The sequence below is a fragment of the Streptomyces sp. NPDC091209 genome (genome assembly GCF_044757755.1).
Taxonomy (GTDB): domain Bacteria; phylum Actinomycetota; class Actinomycetes; order Streptomycetales; family Streptomycetaceae; genus Streptomyces.
On sequence record NZ_JBIVVR010000005.1, the window covers coordinates 473,614 to 497,899 of the forward strand.

Sequence of the window (24,286 nt, forward strand, 5' to 3'; positions counted from 1 at the left end):
GTGTCGTCGAGTGTGGGTCGGCGTGCTCAGGCGCCGCCCCGCTCGCGGGGGATCTTCTGACCGGCCTCGATCGCCACCGGCAGTCGGTTCTCCGTCGGCGGCAGTGGGCAGGTGGCCAGGTCCGTGTAGGCGCAGGGCAGGTTCGTCGCACGGTTGAAGTCCAGGACGACCGTGCCGTCGGCGGCGGGCGCCTCGACGGTGAGGACGCGGTTGGCGGCGTAGGTGGTGACCCCGGACGTCGCGTCGGTGAACAGCACCGTCAGCCCGCCCGGGGTGCGTCCGGGGAACGCGGTCAGTGCGAGGGGACGCCCGTCCAGTTCGAACTCGATCCGGCCCGGTGCGTCGTACACATGCTCCAGGCCCTCCACCGCGGCCCCCACCGTGGTCGGTCGCGGCTCGTCGAAAGCGACGTAACGGCCTGTCAAGGCCCAGCGCGGGTCCGGGGCGTAGGCGGGTGTCCCCGCGAAGGCCGTGCGGAGCGGCGCGTCCGGATGCCGGGGACGTACGATGTCCCTTCCGCCGCGCTTGGCCACCTCGATGTCGGCGTTCCCCCAGACCGCGTTGACGCCACCGCGCTCGGGGAGCACTCCGAAGTGGTGCTCCCCACGCACCGGGATCCCCTCCACGACCAACTCCTCGCCTTCGTCGACGAGCACGGTGACCCCATCGGCGTCGGTCGACCAGGTGCCCGGGGCGTCCGGGAAGCGCTGCGGCCGGTCGTCGAGCCAGTGCAGGCCGGTGATCGCGAGGAACCCGTGCGGGTCGGCGAGCCGTTCCTCCTGTGCGCGGTACCAGTTCAACCAGTCCTGGGTGAAGGTCTGGAGGTCGGTCGTCGTGACCTGAGTGGTCATCAGTACTCCTTCGTCTAAAGAGGTCTGTCTCCACACCGGTGTGCGGGGTCTTCTGTCCAGGCGTGCGCCGGGCGGTCCCTCACCCGGCCAGTTCGCCGAGGAGCGCCCAGGTGCGCCGCCGGTCCGCTTCTCCCGCGATCTCCGTGCCCGAGAAGACCACCTCCGTCGCCCCGGCGTCCCGGTAGCGCCGGACCTCGGCGGCGATCGTCTTCTCGTCGCCGATCACGGCCACGTCGGCCGCCCGTCGACCGCCGGAGAGTTCGATGACCCGCGCGTAGGACGGGATCCGTTCGTAGAACGCGAGCTGTTCGGTGGCCTTCTCTCGTACGGAGTCGACGTCGTCCGTGACGGCGCCGTACACGAGGGCCACGATCCGCGGCGCGGGACGGCCCGCGGCCTTCGCCGCACGGGTCGCGGCCGGAACGATGTGCTTCTCCAGGGCGCTCGGGCCCGCGAGATAGGGCAGGATCCCGTCCGCCAGTTCACCGCTGACACGCAGGGCCTGCGGCCCCATCGCGGCGACCAGCACGGGGACACCGTTCTCGGCGCCCGGTACGCGCGCCGAGATCGGCGTGGCCGCGGTGAGCAACTCGCCGTGGAAGTCGGCCGTACCGGTCTCGGTCAACTGCCGTAGAGCGATGAGGAATTCACGGAGGCGGGCGATGGGCCGTTCGAAGGGCAGCCCGAAGCCTCCCTCGGTCAGGAGCTTGGTGCCCAGGGCCAGCCCGAGGTGGTAGCGGCCGTGTGTGGCCGCCTGGGCGGTCTGGGCCTGGCTGGACACGTGCAGGGGGTGCCGGCCGAAGACGGGGATCGCGGAGGTCCCCACATGCAGTTCCGGGACTTCGCGTCCGACGATCGCCGCGAGTTGGGGTGAGTCGGCGCCGAAAGTCTGCCCGAACCACGCCGACCGCAGGCCGGCCGCCGCGGCCTCGTGGGCCAGCAGCACAGAGGCGTCGACCTGGTTCTGCGCGCCTGACGTGTTGAGCGCCACTCCTACAGTCATGTCAGTGAGAACGGCCGACTCCCGATCGGCCATTCCAGTCTCTGTGTGACAGCTTCTTGTCATTCGTGTGTACCGGGACGGCTCTCAGGCCGGACCCGCCCGGCGTGCCTCCCCGCGGGCCGCCATCCGGCCAAATCCCGCCGTCCTCCCTCGAAGCACGGGTGGATGGCGGGTTCGGTCAGCCAGCCGGCTCAGCCTCCGCAGCCACTGACCGAGAAGGAGGACACCGCGTTGTCGTAGAGGAACAGAAGTTCCTGCTTCGCGCCCGCCGGGATGCTGAAGCAGTAGCCGTCGTAGTCGGCATTGGTCCAGACGCAGACTTGATCGCCGCTGCGGTTCCACACCGAGCCGGCCCGATCGTTCCACGCCCAACCGATGCTCGGGGTGTCCACCGGATAGAGCTGCACCATGTCCCCGGTGTTGTTGTGGCCGTCGAAGAGGCAGATCATGCCTTGCATACAGGCGTCTTGGGGGGCAGCCGACGCGGTTCCCGGAGCCGTCAGTAAGGCGGTGGAGGCGATGGCTGCCGCTACCACAGCGGTTTTGACTGTCAGTTTCATGAGCCTCCTTTTCCGTTGTCGCTCGTGGAAGCGCGGTCATGGTCGCCGCGTCCAGCTGTCGCTTCTCGAGGGCGTCCGGTCGTCAGACGGTCCCGAACGCCGAAGTCACCGAGCGGGCAGGTCGAACCCGAGGGCGGTCAGGGCTTCCTCGGCGGCCTGCTGGTCCTGCTCGTAGCTGCCGCCGGAGATCCCGAGACCTCCGACGCACCGGCCGTTCTCGATGATCGGGTAGCCGCCGCCGACCGCCATCAGACGGGGGTGGCCGGCCAGTGGCGCGATCCGCGGGTTGGCCAGGTAGCCATTCCATTCGTGCGTCGAGGTACGGAAGGAAGCCGCGGTCCAGGCCTTGTCGAGGGCGACCTCGGCGGTCAGGAAGGGCGCTTCGTCGGCACGGTCGAACGCCTTCAGATGCCCACCCGGGTCGGTGACGGCGACGGCCGCCGTGAAGCCGATCCGGGCGGCGGCCGTGTGCACGGCCGCGATGAGGGCACCGGCGGCGGCCCGAGTGATCGAGGAGGCGGGGGACGACTTCTGGAGCGTGTCGGTACTCATGAAGGATTTCCTTTGCTGCAGTACCGTGCGGGTGGAGCCGTGACCTGCGAGAGCGTCAGGGCCGGGTCACCGCAGCGGTGAGGCGGGGGTGGGGGTGACGCGGGTGACCACGGACTTCTCGGGGATCAGCAGGCCGTGGACGACCGGCCCGATCTCGTTCTTCCAGCGGGCGTGCTGGTAGACCGCCGCGTACAGCGCCTCACCCCGGGCCTCGTCCTCGAACCGGCGTATCCACACGTAGCCGTCCGGATCCTGGTCGTCGACGAAGGAAGCGGTCACGTCCATGCCCAGCGAGGCCTGGAACGGGATGACCACGTCCTCCATACAGCGGACCCACTCCTCACGGCGTCCGGGCTGGGCCTGGTAGCGGCGTATCTCGTAGTACATGGCGCTCCTCCAACATGGTTACCGAAGTGGTCAGTTGGCGACGGTGAGGACGAGCTTGCCGCGGGTGCGGCCGCCCTCGCCGCGGGCGTGGGCCGCGCCGGCCTGCTCGAGCGGGAAGGTCTCCTCCACCTCGACGGTGACCACCCCGGCGTCGATCAGCCCGGCGATCGTCGTCAGGGCGGCGCCGTCCGGCTCGACCAGGAACGGGGTGACCCTCACGCCGGCCGCCTCGGCGGCCCGGGCCAGCTCGGGGGAGACGCCGGCCGGGACCGCGACCAGCAGACCGCCGGGGAGCAGGACCTCGAGCGCGCGGGTGCTGGTCCGGTCGTGGTCATCACCCACCAGGTCGATCACGACGTCGACGTCCTTGGCGGCTTCCTCGAACCGGGTGGTGGTGTAGTCGATGGCCTCGTCCGCGCCGAGCTCCTTGAGCCAGGGATGGCGGGCGGCGCCGGCGGTGGCGATCACGTGGGCGCCCAGGTGCCGGGCGAACTGGACCGCGAAGTGGCCGACCCCGCCGGCGGCGGCGGTGACCAGGACACGCTGGCCGGACTGCACGTGGGCGGTGTCGACCACGGCCTGCCAGGCGGTCAGAGCCGCCAGCGGCACGGCGGCGGCGTGCACGTGGTCGACGGCAGCGGGCTTACGTGCCCACTGCCGGGCCGGCGCGGTCACGTACTCGGCATAGGCGCTCGCGACGCGCGGGAACCACGGCATCCCGTAGACCTCGTCACCGGGCTTCAGGGTGGTCACACCGAAGCCGACCTCCTCCACCACCCCGGACACGTCCCAGCCAAGGGTGAACGGCGGCTCGCCCAGCAGGCCGGCCATGCCGGTGCCGCCGCGGGTCTTCCAGTCCACCGGGTTGACGCCGGCGGCGTGCACCCGCACCAGCACTTCGGTGGGCAGCGGCACCGGGCGCGGCACCTGCTGGACCCGCAGCACCTCCGGACCGCCGAAACCGTCCTGGACCACCGCGCGCATCGTCTGTGCGGACATGCTTCATCTCCTGAAATAGCGCTCTGCGAAAGGCCGTTGGCGGCCTTCTTGCCGTCGACGACGCTATCCCCGGAGATATAGTTACCTTCAAGGTCTATTACTTCCCATCGGGAAGTAACCTGGTGAGGAGAGGCATGACAACCACCTGCCCGACGGGCCAGCACTCGCACCACGACGTCTACGCCGCCCAGTGCCCCTGCCGCGCCCTGCTCGACCTGCTGGCCAACAAGTGGTCCGCGCTGGCCATCGGCGCCCTCGAAGAGGGGCCGCAGCGGTTCGGAGAGCTCCAGCGCAGGCTCCAGGGCGTCAGCCCCAAGGTGCTGACCCAGACGCTGCGCCGCCTGGAGGACTTCGGCGTCCTCGACCGCACGGTCTACCCGGCCGTCCCGCTGCATGTCGAGTACTCCCTCACCGGCCTCGGCCGGAGCGCCGCCGTCCCGCTCAACCACCTGCGCAGCTGGGTCGAGGCCAACATCGACCACGTCTCCCGGCCCGCGTCGGTCGCGTCGTAGCACGGCACACAGTCCGCTGCCACGGTCGCCAAGGCGACGCGCCGTCAGCGGGGCGCTGAGGGGGTCCTTTTGGAACGGGATACCGAGGGGCATCCGGGCTGACCGCTCCGCGATGCGATGGCCACTCTCAACACGCCGACCTGACAGGGAAGGTGAGGGTGCCGTCCAGGTCGAACCCGACGGCGTGGCCGGCGGGACCGTCGGGCGTGGGAGCGATGACGGGACGGATCACACGGTCCTCCAGGTCGGGCGGTCCCTCCCGCATCCTCACAGTCGGGATCCTGCGGTCGTCGGGGAAGTCGGTCGCTGACGGGCCCACAAGTACTCCAGCCGGGCATCCCGTGCTGGTCAAGGAAGTTCTGGAAAGCGGTCGGCGGCCGGGGCCGGGGTGCTTCGTCGTTCGACGGCAGGCCGCCGACGTTCCAGGGCAGTCGGCTTCGTGACGCGAATGCACCGTTGACACCTTCCGCCCCACGTGTTTGCATCCCGCCATGCCGTTGTCGCAACCGCTTACCCGCCGCCGCGCCGTGGACCTTGTCCGGGTGGCCGCCGCGCTGTGTCGGACGACCGGCTGATCACGCAGCTCCTCGCATATCTGTCAACAACTGTGCTGTAAAAGCCAGTTGAGTAAGTGTCGGCCCCATCCACGGATGCCCGCGCCCCGCACGTGCCGACGCCTCTCGTTCTTCCCCCATCATGACGAGGACCCGCCATGCCTTCACCCACCCCCGCCGGTCACCGCTACGAATCCGAGTACGACCGCCGCAGACTGCGCCAGTGGCTCGCCGGTGAGGCCAGGGCCGACGGGGTCACCCGCCGTCGGCTGCTCACCCTGCTCGCCGCGACCGCCGCCGGGACCGCACTCGGCGGCACGCGGGCTGCCCACGCCACCGACAGGCCGATCGTCAAGCCTCTGCCGCCCGAGTGGTTCATCGAGCGCGGCACCAACGCCGAGACCCGCTGGGAGGCGCTGCGCGGAACCGGCCACCACACCCCCAACGAGTTGTTCTTCGTGCGCAACCACACGGCCACGCCCGTGCTGGATGCCGACGACTGGCGGCTGCGGCTGTGGGGGAGCGGGCTGCGTGGCACCCCCGGTGAGGACCGGCCGGTGGAGTTCGGGTACGACGATCTGCGGGCGCTGCCGGCCGTCACCCGTACCGCCTTCGTCGAATGCACCGGAAACGGGCGCTCCTACTACACGACACAGCAGGGCGAGACGGTCGCCGGCACCCCGTGGACACTCGGGGCGATCGGCGTCGCACGCTGGCGGGGGGTGCGCCTGTCCGACGTGCTGCGCAGGGCCGGCCTGTCCCCCTACGCCGTGGACGTGCAGCCGCGCGGCCTGGACGCCGATTACGTCAGCGGCGGCGAGAGCCTGGGCCGGGTACGCCGTCCGCTGCCGCTGGCCAAGGCCCTGGATGACGTACTGCTCGCGTACGAGATGAACGGCGAGCGGCTTCCGTACGATCACGGTCATCCGGTGCGGGTGTTGGTGCCCTCCTGGGTGGGGATCGCGTCGATCAAGTGGGTCGGCGACATCGAGGTGTCCGCGCAGCCGCTCTACTCGCCCTGGAACACCACCTTCTACCGGCTGTTCGGCCCCGCCTACCCGGAGGGCGGCAGCGCGCCGCTCACCCGGCAGACCACGAAGAGCGCCTTCGAGCTGGCGAGCGGGGCCACGTTCACGGCGGGCCACAGGCATGTACTGCACGGGCGGTCGTGGTCGGGCGCGGGCGCCGTCGCCCGGGTCGACGTCAGCACCGACGGCGGTGCCCACTGGCGGCCGGCCCGGCTGCACGACCGGCCCCGCGCCGGCACCTGGACCCGCTGGTCCCTCGGTTGGCAGCCCGACACACCCGGCCCCTCCCATCTGCTGGCCCGCGCCACGGACACGGCCGGCCGGACTCAGCCCGACATCGCCGTGCCGAATACACAGGGGTACCTGTTCGACGCGGTGGTGCGACATCCGGTGAGCGTGGTCTGACAGACGGCATCCCCGGATTTCCCGGTCCTGGTTCTGTGCTGACTTCGGAGAGGTGATGGCGGTGGAACCGCAGGTCGTAGCTCTGATCGGAGGAGCTGTCGTACCACTCGATGGTGGTGCCGACGAGGCTCGCGGCGACGATGCGCTTGAGGCCGGCGGGGGTAGGTGGGGCAGCGGTGGTTCCGGAGGCCATGTGCGCCACTTCCTCGTGTGCGGTGGGGACGGGTACGTGTCGGCGCACCGCAGGAACGCAGAGGTCGGAGGCGTAGGTGGTGGGGCACCAGTTCAGGGCTCGGCTGTGCGTGCAGCCACCATGTCGGCTCGCCGGAGGGCTGCTGGCTGCTCAGCCGTGAGGCATTCGGTGTGGTGTCCGTTGGTCGGTCACGATCTGCGGATCGTGGTCAAGTCGTTGCCGCCTTCTCGAATGCCGTTGTGGCAACACTTTCAGCGGTTCCGGCAATCCGGGTCGGCAGTTCCGGCTTGTCCCTGACGAGTTCTTCGACGAGATCGCCCGGCCCGCCCCAGCCGAGCGGACACGAAGGAGCGGCGTCCTGTACGGACGGCGTGGGGGCCGGAGCGTCACCGCCCCGGCCCCTGTCGCTTCCGCCCGCTCTACGGCTCGGTGCCCCAGACGAGGGTGCCCGACACGTACACGGTCACCTTCGCGGCATCCGCGTAGGCGGTGTTGGCGCCCCGGCTGTAGTCGTTCGACTCGTCGAAGTTCGACCAGTCCGACTTGGCCATGCGCAGCTGCAGATCACCGCTGTCCGCACCGGCCGCCAGCGAACCGGAGTTGAAGCCCACCTCCAGGTAGTGGTCCGCGCCCGTGCGGCTCGGGGAAACGCCGCTCACCGAGGTCTTCACCGTGGAGCAGCCGAGCTGCGCCCAGTCGCAGAAGGTCTGGTAGCCGGCGGAGGAGGACTCCCCGGTGAACCAGTAGCGGATGGTCACCTTGGACAGGTCGACCGCGCCGGAACCTCCGTTGACCAGCTTGAGACCGGGCTTGACCTGGTTGTCACCGGTGGAGGAGTCGTTGTTCTTGTACTGCGCCTTGAGACCCGTCGAGCCGCCTCCGCCGGTCGATGCCTTGGTGGTGGCGGACACCTCCGTGGACGAGGCCGAGACGTTGCCCGCCGCGTCCTTGGCCTTGACGGTGTACTTGTACGTGGTGGAGGCGGCGAGCCCGCTGTCGGTGAAGGACGTGGCGGTGGCGCTGCCGATCTTGGTGCCGTCGCGGTAGACGTCGTATCCCGTGACGGCGGTGTCGTCGGTGGACGCGCTCCAGCTCAAGGAGACGCTGTTGCTCGTCGTGGAGCTGACCGCGAGGCCGCCGGGAACGGTGGGGGCCTGCGTGTCACCGCCACCGCCACCCGATCCGCTCAGCGGCGGGTTGGCGTTGGCGAGTAGTTGGCGGAACTGGGCGGAGAACCAGTGCCCGGCGAGCGGGGAGTTGGGCAGTGCTCCGGTGAGGTTGTTCCCGTTGCGCCCGTTCCCGGTGTAGGTGGGGTCGCACATCTGGTCGAAGCCCTTGCCCTCGTCGTTGGCCACGGCCTGGCTGGCCCCGTCGGACTCGCCCGGCGGCTTGGCCCACACGTAGGCGTCGATTCCGGTGTCGGGTGCGGTCGCCGGGCGCTCGCCGAGCCCCGCCCCGCTCTGGTTGCACCAGTTTCCGGCGTGGATACGCCGGTCGATGCGACCGCCGTCGACGTAGGCGTCGACGCTGGTCGTCGGGCCGGGACCGGTCGGCCGGGCCGAACCGCCCCAGCCATTGCGCGAGGTGTCGATGAGCATGCCGATGCCGGCGTCGAAACCCTGGGCGACGAGCGCGGTGCGCAGGCCCTGCGCGTACGAGCTCTCGTCGTCGTACTGGTTCCAGTCGATCCACTTCGACTGGCGCACCGTCTGGCCGTTGACCGTGTCCGTCACCTTCACGTACGGCTCTTTGGTGGCGGAGTAGTTCGCGGTGTTCACGATGAAGCCCGTCACGTCGTTCACGGTGGCGCCGTTGGTGGTGGCGGCCTTCTTGAACTCCTGGGCCGCCGGCGTGAGGTTGCTGTCCCAGCCGAGCCAGCCGTGGTGGCCCGCGTCGATGTAGTTGTAGGCGTTGGGCAGAGCGCCGAGCTTGTGGAGGGCGTAACCGACGCCCTTCTCGTAGTTGCCGTTCGCCTTCATGGTGGCGCACTGGGTGGTGGAACCGGCGGTGCCGCCCGCGTTGGTCACGAGGTTGGGCAGCGAGTCGGGCTCGATGAGGTTGACGATCCGCAGGCTCGCGTAGGCCGGGTCGGCGAGGATCGCCGCGATCGGGTCGATGTAACTGCTCTGGTAGGTGGCCAGGTCGTCGGGACCGAGTTCACCGTTGGAGGCGAGCGCGGCGCAGTCCCGGCCCGGCAGGTCGTAGATGACCAACTGGACGAGGTTGGCGCCCTGGGCCTTGGCCGCGTCGAGGTGCGCCTTCAGACCACGGGCGTCGGCGGTGCCCTGGATCGCGGCCATCCGGTCGAGCCAGACGAAGGTGGGCTGGTTGGAGACGGCCGAACCGCCCGGCTCGGCCGCGGCCTTGGCCGACCAGTCGGGATTCACGTAGGCCTTCGCGCCGACGTAGGGATTGTCGAGTTTGGCGGCCGCGGTCGCGGTGGTCGGAAGGGCGGCGACGGACAGGGCTCCGAGAAGGGCACCGACGGCCAGAACGGCGGTCCGCTTCGGTCCGTTTCGGCGCACGGTGGAGTCGGGTCTACGGGAAGGCATCGGCCATCTCCTGGGGAGAGCAGGCGGGTACGGTCGGCGTGCGGGGTCGCCGGCGGCCCCCGGTGTGCCGCGGCTCGGGCACACCGGACGGAACTCCGCCGGACGGGCGTTGCGTTCAGGCATGACGAAGGTGCGACCGTGTGCGTCGCGCAAGCTGGAGCTGGAGGGCCGCCGAACATGAGCGCCGCGGCGTCGTCCGGACGTGCGCCCGGCGTTGTCGCTGCCGCGCTGGACGGTGCCCGGTCACTGCTGTGACAGCGGGGACATGGGGGTGAGGGTGGGAGCGCTCCCAAGGTGCGGCGTTCGGACTGTGGATGTCAACACCTGTGCCAAAGATGGGTTGCTGACGCTTCGTCATCCATCGATCCCGCCGCGTGGCTCGCTCGCGGGCCGTCCGTGCGCGCGCCAGGTCGCCGCGGCGCGCAGGCGCGGGAGACCCGGGAGGCGTCCGGCGGGGAATCCGGAAGGCGGGGCGTGACCTCCATGGCCGCGGTGGCGCGGGTGCGGCTTGAACGGCGTGTACCCACGGTCGACAACCCCGCGGAGGGACACGATCGCCGCGCGAGGTATTGACGCGAACACGCTTAGTGGCTTCCATGTGCGCAGTCCGGCTTCGACGAGCCGGCCGTCGGGAGCGGGACACTCCTGCCGGTCCGCGGGAGCCGCCATGCCGGACGCCCATCCGCCTGCCCGCCCGGAGACGCGCGCCCAAGAATGGGAGCGCTCCCACCCGGAGAGGACCCCCACCATGCGTCACCCACCCTCATCCCGCGTCCGGCGCACCCTGGTCGCGCTCCTCACCGCGGCCCTCGCGGCTCTCGTCCCGTTCACGGTGGCAGTTCCCGCGCAGGCCGCCGTCGCCCCCTCGTCCCCGTCGCCCGCGGCAGCCGTGTCCGGCGCCGGATACTGGCACACCGAGGGCCGCCGGATCCTCGACGCGCAGAACCAGCCGGTGCGCATGGCAGGCGTCAACTGGTTCGGGTTCGAGACGTCCAACTACGTTGCGCACGGCCTCTGGTCACGTGACTACAAGTCGATGGTCGACCAGATGAAGACCCTGGGCTACAACACCATCCGCCTGCCCTACAGCGACGACATCTTCAAGGGCACCCAGCCCAACGGCATCAGCTACGCCAACGGTCTGAACTCCGACCTGCAAGGTCTCAACTCGCTCCAGGTGATGGACAAGATCGTCGACTACGCGGGCTCGATCGGTCTCAAGGTCGTCCTCGACCGTCATCGGCCCGACTCCTCGGCCCAGTCGGCGCTCTGGTACACCTCCGCCGTCCCCGAGACGACGTGGATCGCCGACCTCAAGGCCCTGGCGACGCGCTACCAGGGCAACACCGCCGTGATCGGGATCGACCTGCACAACGAGCCGCATGACCCCGCCTGTTGGGGATGCGGCGACACGAGCACCGACTGGCGGCTCGCGGCGGAACGGGCCGGCAACGCGGTCCTGTCCGTCAACCCGAGTCTGCTGATCTTCGTCGAGGGCGTCCAGACGGTGAACGGTCAGGGCGACTGGTGGGGCGGCAATCTCGCCGGAGTCGCCACCGCGCCGGTGCGGCTCAGTGTCGCCGACCGCCTGGTCTACTCGGCCCACGACTACGCCACCAGCGTCGCGCAGCAACCGTGGTTCAGCGACCCGTCGTTCCCGGCGAACATGCCGGCCGTCTGGGACAAGTACTGGGGCTACATCTTCAAACAGAACATCGCCCCCGTCTGGCTCGGCGAGTTCGGCACCACCTTGCAGTCCACGGTCGACCAGAAGTGGCTCGCGGCGCTCGTCGACTATCTGCGCCCCACGAACACCTACGGGGCCGACAGCTTCAACTGGACCTTCTGGTCGTGGAATCCGAACTCCGGCGACACGGGAGGCATCCTCAAGGACGACTGGCAGACCGTGGACACCGTGAAGGACGGCTACCTGGCATCCATCAAGGCCCCGGGCTTCACCGGAGGCGGGGGCGGCGGGGGAGGCGGAGATACGACCGCGCCCTCGACGCCGACCGGACTGGCCGTGAGCGGGACCACCGCGTCGAGTGTGTCCCTGTCCTGGACAGCCTCCACCGACGACACAGGTGTGACCGGATACGACGTCTACCGTGGCACCGCCAAGGCCGGTGAGGCCACCGGCACGTCCTTCACCGACACGGGCCTCACCGCGGGGACCCGCTACGACTACACCGTGCGGGCTCGCGACGCGGCCGGCAACACCTCCGCGGCGTCCGCGTCGGTCACCGCGACGACCGCCGGCACCGGGGGCGGCTCCTTCGGATGCAACGCCACCTACAAGGTCAGCAGTGACTGGGGCAGTGGATTCAACGCCGACGTCACGGTCACCAACACGGGCTCCTCGACGACCAAGTCGTGGCAGGTCACGTGGGCGTGGTCGGGCAGCCAGACCATCTCCGGGATGTGGAACGCGTCCTACAGCCAGGTGGGCAGGACGGTGACCGCGAACAACGCCGACCACAACGGCGCCATCGCGGCAGGCGCCTCGACCGGCTTCGGGTTCGGTGCGACGCCGGGTGGCGCCGGTACGCCGGTCCTGAGCTGCCGGGCCGGCTAGAGAGACCGCCCCGGCCCGTCCCCGCCGGACCGCGACACGTCGCACGGTGTGGCAGGCGGCATGGTGAGTCTCGCCGTGCGGCGGCACGCGGCCGAAGCGGGACAGGCGGTCCTCGCGACTCGTTTCCTGCGCCCGTGCTCACCGGCGGGACATCGAAGGGCCTCACCGGCCGAGGTGCTGCCCTTCGATGGACCCGGCCTCAGTTCACGCGAAGAGGAGGCTTCTGCCGGGGGCCGTGAGCCTCCTCCCGCTCATGCCAGGGCGAACTTCTGGGCGGCGGAGCTGTTGCAGTCCCAGATCTGGAGGCCTGTGCCGTTCGCGGTGGCGCCGGACGGTGAGTCGATGCACCGGCCGGTCACCGGGTTGGACATCGAGCCGTCGGCGTTGGCGACCCAGTTCTGGTAGGCACCGCCGTTGCAGGTGGCCAGCTGAAGCTTCGTGCCGGCCGCGTTGACACCGCCTGCGATGTCCAGGCACTTGCCCAGCGTGCGCAGGGTCTGGCCGTTCCACGTCCACTTCTGGTCGAGCGAGGTCGCCTGCTGGCAGTCCCACAGCTGCACTGCGGTCCCGTCAACGCCGGTGTCGTCACCTGCCACGTCCACGCACTTGCCGCCCGGTCCGTAGATCGGGGTACCGATGGCGAAGTTCTGGGCGGCGGAGCTGTTGCAGTCCCAGATCTGGAGGCGGGTGCCGTTCGCGGTGGCACCCGACGGCGAGTCGATGCACCGGCCGCTGGCCGGGTTGCGTAGCGAGCCGTCGGTCTGCCTCACCCATGCCTGGTAGCCGCCGCTGTTGCATGTGGCGAGCTGGAGCTTCGTACCCGCGGCGCTGGCGCCGCCGGCGATGTCCAGGCATTTGCCGAGGGTCTGCAGGGTCTGGCCGCTCCAGGTCCAGTGCTGGTCCTTGGCCGCAGACTGGCAGTCCCACAGTTGCACCGCGGTGCCGTCGCCGCCGGTGTCGTCACCCGCCACATCGACACACTTGCCGCCCGGTCCGGTGATCGTCTGGCCGGTCGACGAACCGCCGCCGCCCCCGGAGCCAGGCCCCTTGTTGTAGACGGCCACCGAGTCGACGACCAGTTTGCCGCCGGAGACCGTCGACGCGTTCGGGCCCCCGCCGAAGGCGTCCGGGAAGCCGCCGCCGATCGCCAGGTCGTAGATGATGAAGAACGGGTGGTCGACCGCGTCGGCCCAGGTCGTCGCGTCCACCTGGTTGGCGTTGACGGTGAAGAAGTTGTTCCCGTCGAGGTAGAACCTGATCTGCTCCGGCGACACCGAGCGGTCGATCTCCGCCGCGTAGTCGTGGAAGCCGGTCTGGCAGCCGGCACAGGCGCGTTCACCCGAGCCGATGCCGGTCGACTCGTTGCACGGCCCGCCCGGGTTCACGCCGCAGTGGAGGGTGCTGAAATCGGAGCTGCGGCCGTTGATGTCCTCCATGATGTCGATCTCGCCGGACTTCGGCCAGGTCACACCGTCGCGCAGTGGCGCGCCGAGCATCCAGAACGCCGGCCAGTAGCCCGCGCCGTTGGCGGTGGTGACGTTGGGCTGCTGGAGGACGGACTCGATACGTACGACTCCGCCGGCCGGGGCGCCGAAGCCCGCCGACTGGGTCTCCACGCGTCCAGAAGTCCATCCGCCCCGCGGGTCGGAACCGGAGTGCAGCGCCTGGAGCACCAGATGTCCCTGGCCGTCGTAGGAGACGTTCGAGGTGCTGTTGGTCATGGTCTCGATCTCACCGGTGCCGAAATTGCTGCCCGGCCCGGTGTCGTACTTCCACAGGTTCTGGTCGATGCCGGTGCCGGACGCACCGTTGAAGTCGTCGCTCCAGGTGAGCGTGAAGCCCGACGGCGTCGGGGGTACTGCCGCTTCGGCGTTCAGCGTCCCGGTGACCGTGGCCGCCACCGTCACCACGACGACGGGAATCAGAGTCAGCGCTCTCTTCCATCCGCGGCGCCGCGGTCTTGCAGAGGATAATTGCATATGTCCGACCTCCGAAGGAAAGGCGTGATCGTGTCTGTCCGCTACGTCGCCCTGGTGATCTCCACCAACAGTGAGCAGTGCACGCGCACTTGAGGATCTGGATGACGACGAGCAGGCGAAGACCGGCACCTGGGCTGCCGTCGACAGGCAGGCCCGCAGCGAGCGGCCGGGCTCCCGTCCCTCGACCAGCGGACGCACCATCAGCGCAGGTGACGGCTGGCGGGTGTTGAGCCGTGTGGAGTTCTGTGCGGGGGCGACGCTATTGGACCGGACCAATGTCGTCAAGGCTCCGCAACGGACCTCGACTTGGAGAGACCGATCTCCGTGGTTCTGTCCTCGGAGGGCGGTTCATGCGTCCTTGAGCCGTACTGTGACCGCCTGACGCTGTGGGGCTTGGCAGTTGGCTGCTGTGTCGGCAGGAGTCGCGGTTTCGCCGGCCTTGTGCCGGATGACCTGTTGAAACGCGGGGCCGCCCCGCTGTTGCCTCCTCGTCCGCCCAGGAGGCAACAGGAATCCGGGACGGTTGCCCGCGGAGCAGATCGGTTGTGGCGGTGTGACGGCCCGGCGGCGGACGCTCCCGCCGCGTCCGTCACCGCGCCCTCGCGGGCCAGTGACGCGCCCCACTGCTCCACGTGCTCGACAGGTGTCGCCTGATCGAGCTTGCTCTCGCTTGAAGTCCTGGCGTGGGTAGCCGAGTCGGCGGGCGCCACGGCCGAACGCTGGGCAGCACTCGCTAGCATCTGATCGCATGACGAGGCGGGGATGGCGGCTGAGTGCCGTGGCGGTGCTGGCGGCGGTCTGTGTCTCCGGTCCAGGTCGGCCGGAGGCCATCCGTACGGCGGCGGACCTGGGCCCCCTGCCTGTCGACCGTTACAACTACACGCCGCAGGACTACCAGCGATCACAGCGGGCATCTGCTTTGCTGGTCCGGCAGTGCATGGCGGAGCGTGGCCACCCGGGCTTTCCGCTCGACCCCCGCTACCCCGGCGACCCGGTCGTCGTCACCGCGGTCAGCACCGACTACGGCGTTCTGGATCTCGCCATCGCCCGCCGCTGGGGCTACGGCTGGGACCCTGCGAAATCTCTGGCCCTCCGCCCGAAGGGCCGCCGGATGACCAACGCCGAGTATGCGGACCTCCCCGCCTGCAACGCCGAGGCGAGCCGGCGGTTGATGCGTGGCATCGACCTCAAGCGGGACTGGCTCTACGCAAGCACACGGGCGATCGAGGTCGACGACGCGGCCAAGCGCGACCCACGCCTCCGCGCGGCTTGGGACACGTGGTCCCGCTGCGTGGCAGAACAAGGATTCACGCACTATCCCGACCCCGTCGCGGCGTACACGGACACCGCCTGGCAACGGGGAAGCGACGGCAACACCCGGCATACGCAGCGCGAGCGGGCCACCGCCGTCGCGGACGTCACCTGCAAACGCCGCCACCATACGGCCGAGCTCTGGCACACCGTACGGGCGCATCAGCAGGCCCTGGACATCAACCGTCACCGCGACCGCTACGCCGCCGGGCTGAGAGCGCTGCGGGCGTACCGGACCACCATCGCCGAAGTGCTGCAAAAGCTCGGCCAGTGGGGCCCCGACGCATCACCGCGAGGCCCCGCGAGAGCCGATGCCGCCCAGTCCGAGTGACCTTGTGCCCCGCGTGTTCCGTCACCCCGAGCACCGCGTTTCGGCGCGTGACCGGGAGGATTCAGTGCTCGCAGAGCGAGAATTCTCGTTCGTAGAGTTGCTCGTTGTGTTCGTCGACGAAGAACTTGCGTTCCTGCATGAGTTGTTCGCGGTAGCTCTTCGCCTGTTCAAGCGTCATGGTCGAGGCCTCGGACCATGGTTGTTGCGGTGGCACGTCGGACGTGGAGGTGATCTCTTCCGATGGGTCGACCAGGAAGAAGGCGAGAATTTTGCGATGTCCCGGGCGGGTGTGGTCCATGAGGCGGAATGAGCCGACGCGGTGTTGCAGGACGTTCGGGAACGCCAGACAGCGGCCCGCTGGGGTCGATGCCGATCCCAGCATCTGGTTCAGCGCGTCCTCGTTCTCCAGGCCATAGACCTCACGCAGCCCGTTGTCGTCGTTCTGTTCGTAGTTCGGGTCGTCGAGTGCCGCCCGGAAGCTCAGCCGGCTCTCGGTGATGTTCTCGCTGTCCCAGTAGTAGATGCCGGTCGAGACGATCCGCTCGTTCAACATCCCCTCGACATGCCAGGAACCGCCGGGGTACTCGGGCTTGTCCGGGGTGAGATGGATCGTGGCGAGCTTGACGATGACCTGGAGACGGCGACCGCGCAGGTCGACTCGGGCGGATTCTTCAGGCAACTCGGGAGGAGTGAAGGCGGGGGCGTCCGGGATGGTCGGGCGGCGGCTCTCCCACCAGCGGTCGTGGGCCTCTTCCCATGCACGGACGGCTTCTTCGTAGGCCTCACCATCATCGAAGGAGGATTTGTCCGGATACTCCGGCTCCCGCGACTCGTACCACCCGTAAGGATCGGCTTCGATCCGCAAGGGCCGCGGATGGTGCAGATCGGTGAGAACGTTCTCCAGCAGTGGGCGCAAGCACGCGAACAAGTCCGGCAGGACGGAGGCCAGTTCGCGATGAGTCTCGGGGTGGACGTTGTTGACGTACGAACGGAAGGTGACATCGCCGTCGTCACGGACGTCGACGTCCGTGGGCAGCCACTGGAACTTCTCCGAGAACTCGTACTTCGAGTAGCGGTTCGTCGGGTTCTGCCAAGCCCGTTCGGGTCCGCCGCTCACCCCTCTCACCAGGCAGAACAGTGAGGGATGAACCAGATCCAGGACCTGGCCGTCGGATCCGGGATGCCAGTCAAGTTCTGCTTCGGGGACCTGTTCCAGAACCCGAACCGCCTCGCGCAGCCGGGACCTGAGCTTGTCGTCGACCAGTGTGTCCGACTGCCATACCCCGTCGACGGCGGACACCTCGACGCCGGTTCGGCCGTCCCGCAGGGCGGCGTAATGCGCGAGTTCGGCAAGCACGTACGAAACTTGCGCTTCGGTGAGGCCCTGGGTGACGGCCTCATGCGTCCACCTGGCCACGATGTCGGCATCGTTCCTCTTGTCGAACCACGCCGGCTTCGCCCGAATGTGCGCGCTGCACTGCATCATCTGAAGTTCCCTCAGCGTTCGCGGTGTCGCGAACGATATGGAACGGGAAGCTTGAAAGGGCAGTGGGAAAGCAGGTAGTTCAGTCAATTCTCTCGGTCCTCCCCATCGGTGTGCGGTGGCGGGAAGGATACTTCAGCGGACTGACACCGTGGCCGTGGCCCTGTTGCCGCTGGTCCGGGAGCCGGGGCCTCGACGTGGTGCGTGACGCCCGGACCCACCGCCGCCCACAAGTCGGTTTGCCCTCCCTTCCACAGAGGATGAAATTCCTTCAGGGACCGAATAGGGCCGAGGAGTTCATCCATGGATTCTGAAAGAGGTGGGTCGTATCTCTTGCCTGCCCCCGTGGTCTCGGGGTTCCGGAGACCGTCCGGGACCGACGCGGATCGGCAGTGGGGGTCAGGACATCGAGGCAACTCGAGTGACGGGGGCTGCGGTTGACGCCGGCCTGCGGCGATGATCAGCAGAGAGAGTTCTCTGACGATCACCGCGGGTTCCTCGCGGTTGGCCTTCCGGGCAACGAGGCCGGCCAGGCCGTGGGCACTCGGATGCGCTTCGCGTCGGCCAAGACGACCCAGGAGCCCCGGTGGAACTGTCCCGCCGCAGCCCTGGGCTGAAGTGGTTTCAGTTTCCCGGCGACGACAGGGCAGACAGGGCCGCCGCCACCCGTTCGGAAGCCTCCGGCGGGGTCGAGGCGTGCGGGGAGAAGCGGAGGGAGTCAGCGCGCGCCGTCGCAGTGACGCCCTCGGCGTGCAGCGCCTTCGCGACGACGGAGGGATCGTGGTCCGGCATCGTGAAGGAGAGGACGCCGGCGCGCCGGGCCGGGTCGGCGGGGGACAGGATGTGGCCGCCCTTCTCCTTGACGACCTCGGTGAGTTCGGCGATCCGCTCGGCGACGGCGGCCTCGATCGCCGCGACCGTGTGCCGCTCGACGAGGTCCAGCGCGGTCGCGAACGCGGCGGCCGTCACCGGGCTGAGGTTGGTGATCGACCATCGTTGCGCCTCCGGGGCGGGCGGGTGCTCCGTTCCGTCGAAGACGCCGACCTCCTCGACCCCCGTCCAGCCGGTGAGGACCGGTTCCAGGGACTCCAGGGCACGATCGGACAGCGCCGCGAAGCCGGTGGCCCAGCCCGCGCGCAGCCATTTCTGGCCGCCCGCCACCACTACGTCGGCCGCGTCCCAGGCCATCGTGGCCACACCGAACGCCTGGATGGCGTCCACGATCAGCAGCCGGTCCGGTCCGATCGCCTCGCGCAGCGCCGCCAGGTCGGCGCGGAAGCCGGTGCGGAAGTCCACGGCGCTGAGCGACACGGCCATGACGTCGTCGGTCAGCGCGGCACGGACCAGATCGGGGGTGATCCCGCTGCCCGGCGCCGGATCGAGCCAGCGCGGTGTGGCCCGGCCCAGTTCGGCGCTCCGGCGCCACGGATAGTGGTTGGCCGGGAATTCGGTCCGCGGTGTGAGGACCACACCTTCCTTGATGCCGAAGGCGGCGTGGAACAGGCCGATGGAGGTGTTCGGGAGCAGTACGACGTGCCGGCGGTCGGTGCCAGCGAGGCGCGCGGCGGTGTCCCGGGCGACCGCTTCCGCGCGCATCAGGCCGTCCACGGTGGTGTGATCGGCGCGCGCGGACTCCTCCATGGCACGCGCGGTGGCGGCCACGACGTCCCGCGACGGCGGACCGAACCGTGCGAAGTCGAGGTACCCGGCGGGTGTGTCGAAGTGGGCTGCGTACGACGTGAGCACGGGGCTCGTCCTTCCGGGACGGTGCGGGTCGGGCGGTGTGACGGCGCGTGCGCCGGGTGAGCCGGGCGGTGCCGCGTGTTCGACGGACCGGAGTTCCGCCTCCGCCGTCGTACGCGCGTCGCGTCCCTGTGCGCTCGCCCGCACGGTACGCGGTGTGTGCCGCGCGGACCGCGCCCGGGGTACCGTCCGGGACGCCTGCCCGCGAGGCCGGCCCGCATCTGAAGCGGGCCGGCCGGGCACCCCTGGAGGGATGCCCGGCCGGCCCACGTTCGCCGATGCCGATGCCGATGCCGATGCCGATGCCGGCACTGGCGCCGCCGGGCCTCAGTGCCCTGCGGCGTCCTCGGGGCGCGCGTGGCGCGGCAGGAGGAACGCGAGCAGGAAGGTCAGGGCGAGCATGCCGGCGACGATCCAGAGCACCGTCTGCATGACGGAGCCGAAACCGCTCCGGAAGGCGGACTGCGCGGTGGTCTGCAGCGCGGCGGGTATCCGGGCGCCGTCCTGGGGCGAGGTCACGGCGGACCGGGTGTCCTTCTGCAGGCGGGCGCAGGACGCCGGGGTCGCGGCCGGATCCTTGGCGACGGCGCGGTCCGAGGTGCAGGTACGCAGGTCGGCCACGATGCGGTCCTGAGCCGCGGGTGCGACATGCGCCGCGGTGAGCTGCCCCCGCAGGCCGTCCGCGCGGTGGTCGACGGCGGTGGCGATCCCGCCGCCGAGCAGACCGAAGAACACGGAGCCGAGGATGGCCACGCCGAAGGCGCCGCCGAGCTGCTGCACCGCGGTCATCGTGCCGGAGGCCGAACCCGTCTCGTGCTGCTCGACGCTGGCGAGCACGATGTCGAAGAAGGGTGCCATGAGCAGGCCCATCCCGATGCCCGTGACGAGCAGCGACGGCAGGAGCTGCCAGGGGCCGACGCCACCGCCCACCATGTCGAGGGTCAGCCACACACCGAACACGCCGAGCGCCATGACGAGCGCGCCCGCTTGGAGTACGGCCCGTCCGAACTTGACGACACCCTGGGCGATCCCGAAGCCGACGATCATGCCGCCCGACCAGGGCACCATCACCAGGCCCGCCTTGAGCGGCGCGTAGCCGAGGCCGATCTGGGTGTAGAGGTTGAACACCAGCATGAAGCCCTGCATGGCCGAGAAGAAGACCAGCCCGAGGATCATGCCGCCGCTGAAGCCGCGCTTGCGGAAGAGGCTGGGGACGACCAGCGGGTCCCGGCCGGACTTGCCGCGGCTCGACTCGTACCGGCCGAAGACGGCGAAGACGACCACCGAGGCGCCCATCATCACGAACGTCCACACCGGCCAGTCGTACTCACGGCCCTGCACCAGCGGGAAGATGAGGAGCAGCGCGGCCAGTGCGACCAGGAGCATGCCCAGGATGTCGAGCCGCGGCTTGCTGTCGGACCGGCCCTTCGGCAGGTAGCGCACGGCGCCGAGGATCGCCGCGGCGCCCAGCGGCAGGTTGATCAGGAAGATCATGCGCCAGCCGGTGCCGAAGTAGTCGGCGTCCACGAGCCAGCCCGCCAGGATCGGCCCGCACACCGCGGACAGACCCATGACCGGGCCGAACATGCCGAAGGCCTTCTGCGACTCCTTCGGCGGGAACATCTCCTTGATCATGCCGAGGCCCTGCGGCAGCATCACCGCGCCGAACAGACCCTGCACGACCCGCGCGCCGATCAGCATCCCGGGCGAGACGGACACCGCGCACAGCAGCGATCCCAGGGTGAAGCCGGCGGCTCCGACCAGGAACATCGTGCGGCGCCCGTGAATGTCCCCGAGCCGCCCTCCGGTGACGAGCCCGACGGCCATCGAGAGGGTGTAGGCGGCGGCGAGCCACTGCAGAGTGGAGGCGCCGCCACCGAGATCGGCCCGCATGGAGGGACCGGCGATGTTCGTGACGACGGCGTCGAGGAGGTCCATCACCTCGGCCGCGAGGATCACGAACAGCGCAGCCCAGCGCCACCGGTAGGGCGCTGGTGAGTCGATGGGCGTCTCGGCGGACGCGACACCGGTGGTGGACATCGGAACTCCTCGTGAAGAGGCCGCGCCAGGGTGACGACCCGCGGGCGCGGTGGGCGGATGGAGGTGACTGCCCGGCTCGCCGTCACGGAGGAGAGGCAGGAGACGAGACGCCGGTGAACGCCGTTCACTTTAACAGAACAGTGCTCTGCAAGAGAACGGCGTTCATTAAGATATAGCGCAACCGGTGGCCGGGACAAGATATATCGCGTTCCGCGCGAGTGAACGCCGCTCTCCGAGCGAGAACACTGCTCACCCGACGCCTAGACTGTCCTCATGAGCGACGCGGCCGCCGGCACCCCCGCACCACCTCCGCCGTCCCCCTGGGAGCGCGAGCGCCCCGTGCGCGCCCGCGCCACACCCACGCGTGAACCGCTGTCGCGTGAACGCATCGTCGAGGCCGCGTTCACCGTGCTGGACCGTTCAGGACTCGACGGGCTGTCGATGCGCCAGGTGGCGGCCGAACTGGGCGTCACGGTCTCCGCCCTCTATGCCTACGTCAGCTCCAAGGACGACCTCCTGGAACTCATGTACACCCGGCTCTTCGACAGCTTCACGATGCCCGAACCCGACGCCGAGCAGTGGCGCGAGCAGGTGCGCGAGTACGCCCGCTCCTGGCGGCACCGCCTGCTGTCCCATCGCGACATGGCCAGGATCTCGATGGCCCACGTGCCCTTCACCGCCGAACTGCTGCCGCACGTCGAGTCGTTGCTCGCCGTCTTCCGCACCGCCGGACTGCCCGACCGCATCGCGGCGGAGGCCGGTGACCTCATCTCCACCTACATCGACGGCTTCGTCCTGGAGGAGGGCATGTGGCAGGACCGGGCCGCCCAGCAGACCGGTGACAGGTCCTCCCTGGCCCGCCCCGACTGGCGTGAGATGGCCGACGACATGCAGAACTACTTCGCGTCCCTGCCCGAAGCCGACTTCCCCCATCTGCGCGCCCTGTCCGGGGTGATGGTGACGGACTCCTCGGACGCGAGGTTCGACATCGGTCTGGAGATCATCCTGCGCGGCCTTGCCAGCTATCTGCCGGACCCGGCGGCCTGAGCGGCTTCCGGACCCGGCGGCCTGAGCGAGGAGGGCCGCCTGGCCGGCACCGGTCGGCTCGACGGCTCAGGACAACGGCTGATCAGGGCCGGCCCGGGCGCGTCGGGGCAGACCGCCGTGGAACTGCCCCGACGCTCTCGGACAGGTCCTAGTTGTTCCAGCTCTCGTCGTACGGATCGTGCGGCGTCGGGACCGGCCGCGCGGCGCTCACGTCGAGGAACGGGATGATGCCGCCGTTGACCGGGTCCTTCGTGCGCTTGCCGGTGTAGTCGCCGGTGACCTCGAGCCAGGTGTCGGGTTGCAGGACGGGCGGGACCCGCCCGGACAGGCCGATCTTGACCGGCTGGGCGTCGGCGGCGCAGCAGTTGAGGGCCATGCGGACGAGGTAGGGCGTACCGGAGTGGTCGAGTGCGACGAAGCCGGTGATCTTGACCTGTCGCCCGCCGAGAGAGCGGCCGTGGTCGTACGCCGCCCGGCTCGCGTAGTCGACCAGGCCGAGCGTGACGGGGTCACCCGCGGGCAGCTTGGTGTAGCCGAAGGGGGCCTGCAGCGCCGTACCCGCGCGCATCGCGCTGTAGGAGCCGAGGGCGGGCGGGGCGACCAGGATGAGCGCGAGCAGCGGGAGCACGAGGAGCCACGAGATACGCGGTTCACGATGCCCGTGCCCGTGCCCGTCCCCGGGCCCTTGTTCATGCCCGTGTCCGTGCCCGTCCACGTGCTCGTCGCCGCGCGGGGCCGCGTGCTCGCGCCCGTCCGCGTGTGCGTGAGTACCCGCGCCGGTGTCCGAGTCCGCGAGTCCGTGCTCGTGACGGCTCTCCCGCTCGGGCGTCCGCCCGCCGTCGCGCTCGGCGCCGGGGCCCTCGACAGGGGCCTTCCGGTGCTCGCGTATCTCGTACCAGACCGTGGCGAGGGCCGTGACGATCAGCACCACACCGGCCGCGAGCAGCAGAGGTCGCAACCCGGCCTTGACATACCGCAGATAGAGGTCCGTGACGCTCGCGTGCAGCACCGCGGCGCCGACGAGGAAGAGCACGGCCGCCTGTGCCTGCCGGTTCACAGCAGCACCGCCCCGATGAGAACGGACATGAGGATCGCGAGGGCGAAGGTGGTGGGCGCGAACCGCACCGCGAAACCGCGGCCGAACGTGCCGACCTGCATGGCGAAGAGCTTCAGGTCGATCATCGGTCCGACGACCAGGAACGCCAGCCTGGCGGTGAGCGAGAACTGTGTCAGGGAGGCGACCACGAACGCGTCGGCCTCGGAACAGATCGACAGCAGTACGGCCAGGATCGCGAGGGCCAGGATCGACACCACCGGGTTCCCGGCCGCGGCGTGCAGCCAGCTCGCCGGTACGACGGACTTGAGGGTGGCCGCGGCCATCGCGCCCAGTACGAGGAAGCCGCCCGCGTGCATCACGTCGTGCCGAACCGACCCCCAGAACGCCGCCCCCTTGCCGAGGCCCTCGTGCGCGGGGCGGGCCGGCGGGCGCAGCCAGTCGGTGCGGCCGAGGCGCTGCCACAACCAGCCCATCACGCAGGCCACGAGGAGACTCGCCACGAAGCGGGCCAGGACCATCTCCGGGTTCCGGGGGAAGGCCACGGCGGTGGCGGTCAGCACGATCGGGTTGATCGCCGGGGCGGACAGCAGGAACGCCAGGGCCGCCGCAGGAGTGACGCCGCGCCGCACCAGCGCCCCGGCGACCGGTACGGAGGCGCACTCGCAGCCGGGCAGGATCGCCCCGGCCATCCCGGCGACCGGCACCGCGAGCGCCGGCCGCTTCGGCAGCGCGCGGGCGAAGAACGACGGCGGGACGAACACCGCGATGACCGCCGACAGCAGCACGCCGAGGACGAGGAAGGGCAGGGCCTGGACCACCACCGCGACGAACACGGTCATCCAGCTCTGCATCACCGGTGCGGACAGCGCCCCGCGGATCGGCCCCTGCGAGACGATGACCAGCAGCAGGAGCATGGTCAGGGCGAGCGGGGAGTTGAGGTTCCAGCCCTGCCGGCCCCGGCGGTCGTCCTCGTCCTGCCGGTGGACCGGCGGCGGGGCTTCCTTGGTGATGGTCACGCGTGAGGTACCTCCGGTCGGGGAAGGGCGCGGCTGCGGATGCCCTTCCGCCTTGAATACGCCGGTTCGGCCACAGCTTCTCACCGGGCGTCGGCGGCATTGCCTGCG

General features: G+C 69.8%; 19 protein-coding genes. 6 read left to right on the forward strand and 13 right to left on the reverse strand.

What is annotated here, in order from left to right:
* Positions 1 to 26 precede the first annotated feature (26 nt).
* From ACIQRL_RS17660 to ACIQRL_RS17685, 6 genes are all read right to left on the reverse strand, one after another.
* Entirely contained in the window at positions 27 to 851 is an 825-nt protein-coding gene (locus ACIQRL_RS17660; protein WP_401332178.1) for a DUF1684 domain-containing protein, read from the reverse strand.
* Positions 852 to 930: 79 nt separating this feature from the next.
* Positions 931 to 1,854, reverse strand: a complete 924-nt coding sequence (locus ACIQRL_RS17665) for an LLM class F420-dependent oxidoreductase (RefSeq protein WP_401332180.1) — start codon at positions 1,852 to 1,854, stop codon at positions 931 to 933.
* Positions 1,855 to 2,045: 191 nt separating this feature from the next.
* Positions 2,046 to 2,414 (reverse strand): peptidase inhibitor family I36 protein, encoded by a 369-nt coding sequence (locus tag ACIQRL_RS17670; RefSeq protein WP_401332182.1) that lies wholly within the window; start codon positions 2,412 to 2,414, stop codon positions 2,046 to 2,048.
* Between the two features lie 105 nt (positions 2,415 to 2,519).
* The gene (locus tag ACIQRL_RS17675; RefSeq protein ID WP_401332184.1) at positions 2,520 to 2,966 is read right to left on the reverse strand and encodes a heme-binding protein; all 447 of its coding nucleotides are present in this window, start codon (positions 2,964 to 2,966) and stop codon (positions 2,520 to 2,522) included.
* Between the two features lie 66 nt (positions 2,967 to 3,032).
* Positions 3,033 to 3,353, reverse strand: coding sequence for an NIPSNAP family protein (locus ACIQRL_RS17680; protein ID WP_401332186.1), 321 nt, complete (start codon positions 3,351 to 3,353; stop codon positions 3,033 to 3,035).
* 30 nt (positions 3,354 to 3,383) lie between these two features.
* The gene (locus ACIQRL_RS17685) at positions 3,384 to 4,352 is read right to left on the reverse strand and encodes an NADP-dependent oxidoreductase (RefSeq protein ID WP_401332188.1); all 969 of its coding nucleotides are present in this window, start codon (positions 4,350 to 4,352) and stop codon (positions 3,384 to 3,386) included.
* A gap of 134 nt (positions 4,353 to 4,486) precedes the next feature.
* Here ACIQRL_RS17685 and ACIQRL_RS17690 point away from each other — a divergent pair, with 134 nt between their 5' ends.
* The 3 genes from ACIQRL_RS17690 (at position 4,487) to ACIQRL_RS17700 (ending at position 6,851) form a co-directional block, all read left to right on the forward strand.
* Positions 4,487 to 4,864, forward strand: coding sequence for a winged helix-turn-helix transcriptional regulator (locus ACIQRL_RS17690; RefSeq protein WP_401332190.1), 378 nt, complete (start codon positions 4,487 to 4,489; stop codon positions 4,862 to 4,864).
* Positions 4,865 to 5,355: 491 nt separating this feature from the next.
* Positions 5,356 to 5,439: a putative leader peptide gene (locus ACIQRL_RS17695; RefSeq protein ID WP_389348440.1), complete on the forward strand. Its 84-nt coding sequence runs from the start codon at positions 5,356 to 5,358 to the stop codon at positions 5,437 to 5,439.
* 137 nt (positions 5,440 to 5,576) lie between these two features.
* Positions 5,577 to 6,851: a sulfite oxidase gene (locus ACIQRL_RS17700; protein ID WP_401332192.1), complete on the forward strand. Its 1,275-nt coding sequence runs from the start codon at positions 5,577 to 5,579 to the stop codon at positions 6,849 to 6,851.
* A 612-nt stretch (positions 6,852 to 7,463) separates the two neighbouring features.
* Here ACIQRL_RS17700 and ACIQRL_RS17705 read toward each other — a convergent pair.
* Positions 7,464 to 9,596: a glycoside hydrolase family 6 protein gene (locus ACIQRL_RS17705; protein WP_401332194.1), complete on the reverse strand. Its 2,133-nt coding sequence runs from the start codon at positions 9,594 to 9,596 to the stop codon at positions 7,464 to 7,466.
* A 748-nt stretch (positions 9,597 to 10,344) separates the two neighbouring features.
* Here ACIQRL_RS17705 and ACIQRL_RS17710 point away from each other — a divergent pair.
* Positions 10,345 to 12,171 (forward strand): cellulase family glycosylhydrolase, encoded by a 1,827-nt coding sequence (locus ACIQRL_RS17710; RefSeq protein WP_401332196.1) that lies wholly within the window; start codon positions 10,345 to 10,347, stop codon positions 12,169 to 12,171.
* Positions 12,172 to 12,422: 251 nt separating this feature from the next.
* Here ACIQRL_RS17710 and ACIQRL_RS17715 read toward each other — a convergent pair whose 3' ends face one another.
* Positions 12,423 to 14,078 carry a ricin-type beta-trefoil lectin domain protein gene (locus tag ACIQRL_RS17715; RefSeq protein WP_401332198.1) on the reverse strand — a complete coding sequence of 552 codons (1,656 nt, stop codon included), beginning with the start codon at positions 14,076 to 14,078 and terminating at the stop codon, positions 12,423 to 12,425.
* Between the two features lie 820 nt (positions 14,079 to 14,898).
* Between ACIQRL_RS17715 and ACIQRL_RS17720 the strand changes: the two genes are divergently transcribed.
* Positions 14,899 to 15,792, forward strand: coding sequence for a hypothetical protein (locus ACIQRL_RS17720; protein ID WP_401332199.1), 894 nt, complete (start codon positions 14,899 to 14,901; stop codon positions 15,790 to 15,792).
* A 61-nt stretch (positions 15,793 to 15,853) separates the two neighbouring features.
* Here the strand turns inward: ACIQRL_RS17720 and ACIQRL_RS17725 are convergent, their stop codons facing one another.
* From ACIQRL_RS17725 to ACIQRL_RS17735, 3 genes are all read right to left on the reverse strand, one after another.
* Positions 15,854 to 17,365 (reverse strand): DUF4246 domain-containing protein, encoded by a 1,512-nt coding sequence (locus ACIQRL_RS17725; RefSeq protein WP_401332201.1) that lies wholly within the window; start codon positions 17,363 to 17,365, stop codon positions 15,854 to 15,856.
* 534 nt (positions 17,366 to 17,899) lie between these two features.
* Positions 17,900 to 19,021, reverse strand: a complete 1,122-nt coding sequence (locus tag ACIQRL_RS17730; protein ID WP_401332202.1) for an aminotransferase class V-fold PLP-dependent enzyme — start codon at positions 19,019 to 19,021, stop codon at positions 17,900 to 17,902.
* Between the two features lie 324 nt (positions 19,022 to 19,345).
* Positions 19,346 to 21,058, reverse strand: coding sequence for an MFS transporter (locus ACIQRL_RS17735; protein ID WP_401332204.1), 1,713 nt, complete (start codon positions 21,056 to 21,058; stop codon positions 19,346 to 19,348).
* A gap of 273 nt (positions 21,059 to 21,331) precedes the next feature.
* Between ACIQRL_RS17735 and ACIQRL_RS17740 the strand changes: the two genes are divergently transcribed.
* Complete coding sequence (locus ACIQRL_RS17740) at positions 21,332 to 22,105, forward strand: TetR/AcrR family transcriptional regulator (RefSeq protein WP_401332206.1); 774 nt, start codon at positions 21,332 to 21,334, stop codon at positions 22,103 to 22,105.
* A 148-nt stretch (positions 22,106 to 22,253) separates the two neighbouring features.
* Here the strand turns inward: ACIQRL_RS17740 and ACIQRL_RS17745 are convergent, their stop codons facing one another.
* Together ACIQRL_RS17745 and ACIQRL_RS17750 are read right to left on the reverse strand one after the other, a co-directional pair.
* Positions 22,254 to 23,162: a TIGR03943 family putative permease subunit gene (locus ACIQRL_RS17745; RefSeq protein WP_401332208.1), complete on the reverse strand. Its 909-nt coding sequence runs from the start codon at positions 23,160 to 23,162 to the stop codon at positions 22,254 to 22,256.
* Positions 23,159 to 24,178, reverse strand: a complete 1,020-nt coding sequence (locus ACIQRL_RS17750) for a permease (RefSeq protein WP_401332209.1) — start codon at positions 24,176 to 24,178, stop codon at positions 23,159 to 23,161. Before ACIQRL_RS17750 ends, ACIQRL_RS17745 begins: the two co-directional genes overlap by 4 nt.
* Positions 24,179 to 24,286: the final 108 nt, after the last annotated feature.

What these genes read in the sequence shown, in the direction of transcription:
- ACIQRL_RS17710 (WP_401332196.1), top strand. Translation starts at nt 10,345, where the DNA reads ATGCGTCACCCACCCTCATCCCGCGTCCGGCGCACCCTGGTCGCGCTC.
- ACIQRL_RS17665 (WP_401332180.1), bottom strand. Translation starts at nt 1,854, where the DNA reads ATGACTGTAGGAGTGGCGCTCAACACGTCAGGCGCGCAGAACCAGGTC.
- ACIQRL_RS17740 (WP_401332206.1), top strand. Translation starts at nt 21,332, where the DNA reads ATGAGCGACGCGGCCGCCGGCACCCCCGCACCACCTCCGCCGTCCCCC.
- ACIQRL_RS17700 (WP_401332192.1), top strand. Translation starts at nt 5,577, where the DNA reads ATGCCTTCACCCACCCCCGCCGGTCACCGCTACGAATCCGAGTACGAC.
- ACIQRL_RS17675 (WP_401332184.1), bottom strand. Translation starts at nt 2,966, where the DNA reads ATGAGTACCGACACGCTCCAGAAGTCGTCCCCCGCCTCCTCGATCACT.
- ACIQRL_RS17685 (WP_401332188.1), bottom strand. Translation starts at nt 4,352, where the DNA reads ATGTCCGCACAGACGATGCGCGCGGTGGTCCAGGACGGTTTCGGCGGT.
- ACIQRL_RS17680 (WP_401332186.1), bottom strand. Translation starts at nt 3,353, where the DNA reads ATGTACTACGAGATACGCCGCTACCAGGCCCAGCCCGGACGCCGTGAG.
- ACIQRL_RS17690 (WP_401332190.1), top strand. Translation starts at nt 4,487, where the DNA reads ATGACAACCACCTGCCCGACGGGCCAGCACTCGCACCACGACGTCTAC.
- ACIQRL_RS17670 (WP_401332182.1), bottom strand. Translation starts at nt 2,414, where the DNA reads ATGAAACTGACAGTCAAAACCGCTGTGGTAGCGGCAGCCATCGCCTCC.
- ACIQRL_RS17660 (WP_401332178.1), bottom strand. Translation starts at nt 851, where the DNA reads ATGACCACTCAGGTCACGACGACCGACCTCCAGACCTTCACCCAGGAC.
- ACIQRL_RS17720 (WP_401332199.1), top strand. Translation starts at nt 14,899, where the DNA reads ATGACGAGGCGGGGATGGCGGCTGAGTGCCGTGGCGGTGCTGGCGGCG.
- ACIQRL_RS17705 (WP_401332194.1), bottom strand. Translation starts at nt 9,596, where the DNA reads ATGCCTTCCCGTAGACCCGACTCCACCGTGCGCCGAAACGGACCGAAG.
- ACIQRL_RS17735 (WP_401332204.1), bottom strand. Translation starts at nt 21,058, where the DNA reads ATGTCCACCACCGGTGTCGCGTCCGCCGAGACGCCCATCGACTCACCA.
- ACIQRL_RS17695 (WP_389348440.1), top strand. Translation starts at nt 5,356, where the DNA reads ATGCCGTTGTCGCAACCGCTTACCCGCCGCCGCGCCGTGGACCTTGTC.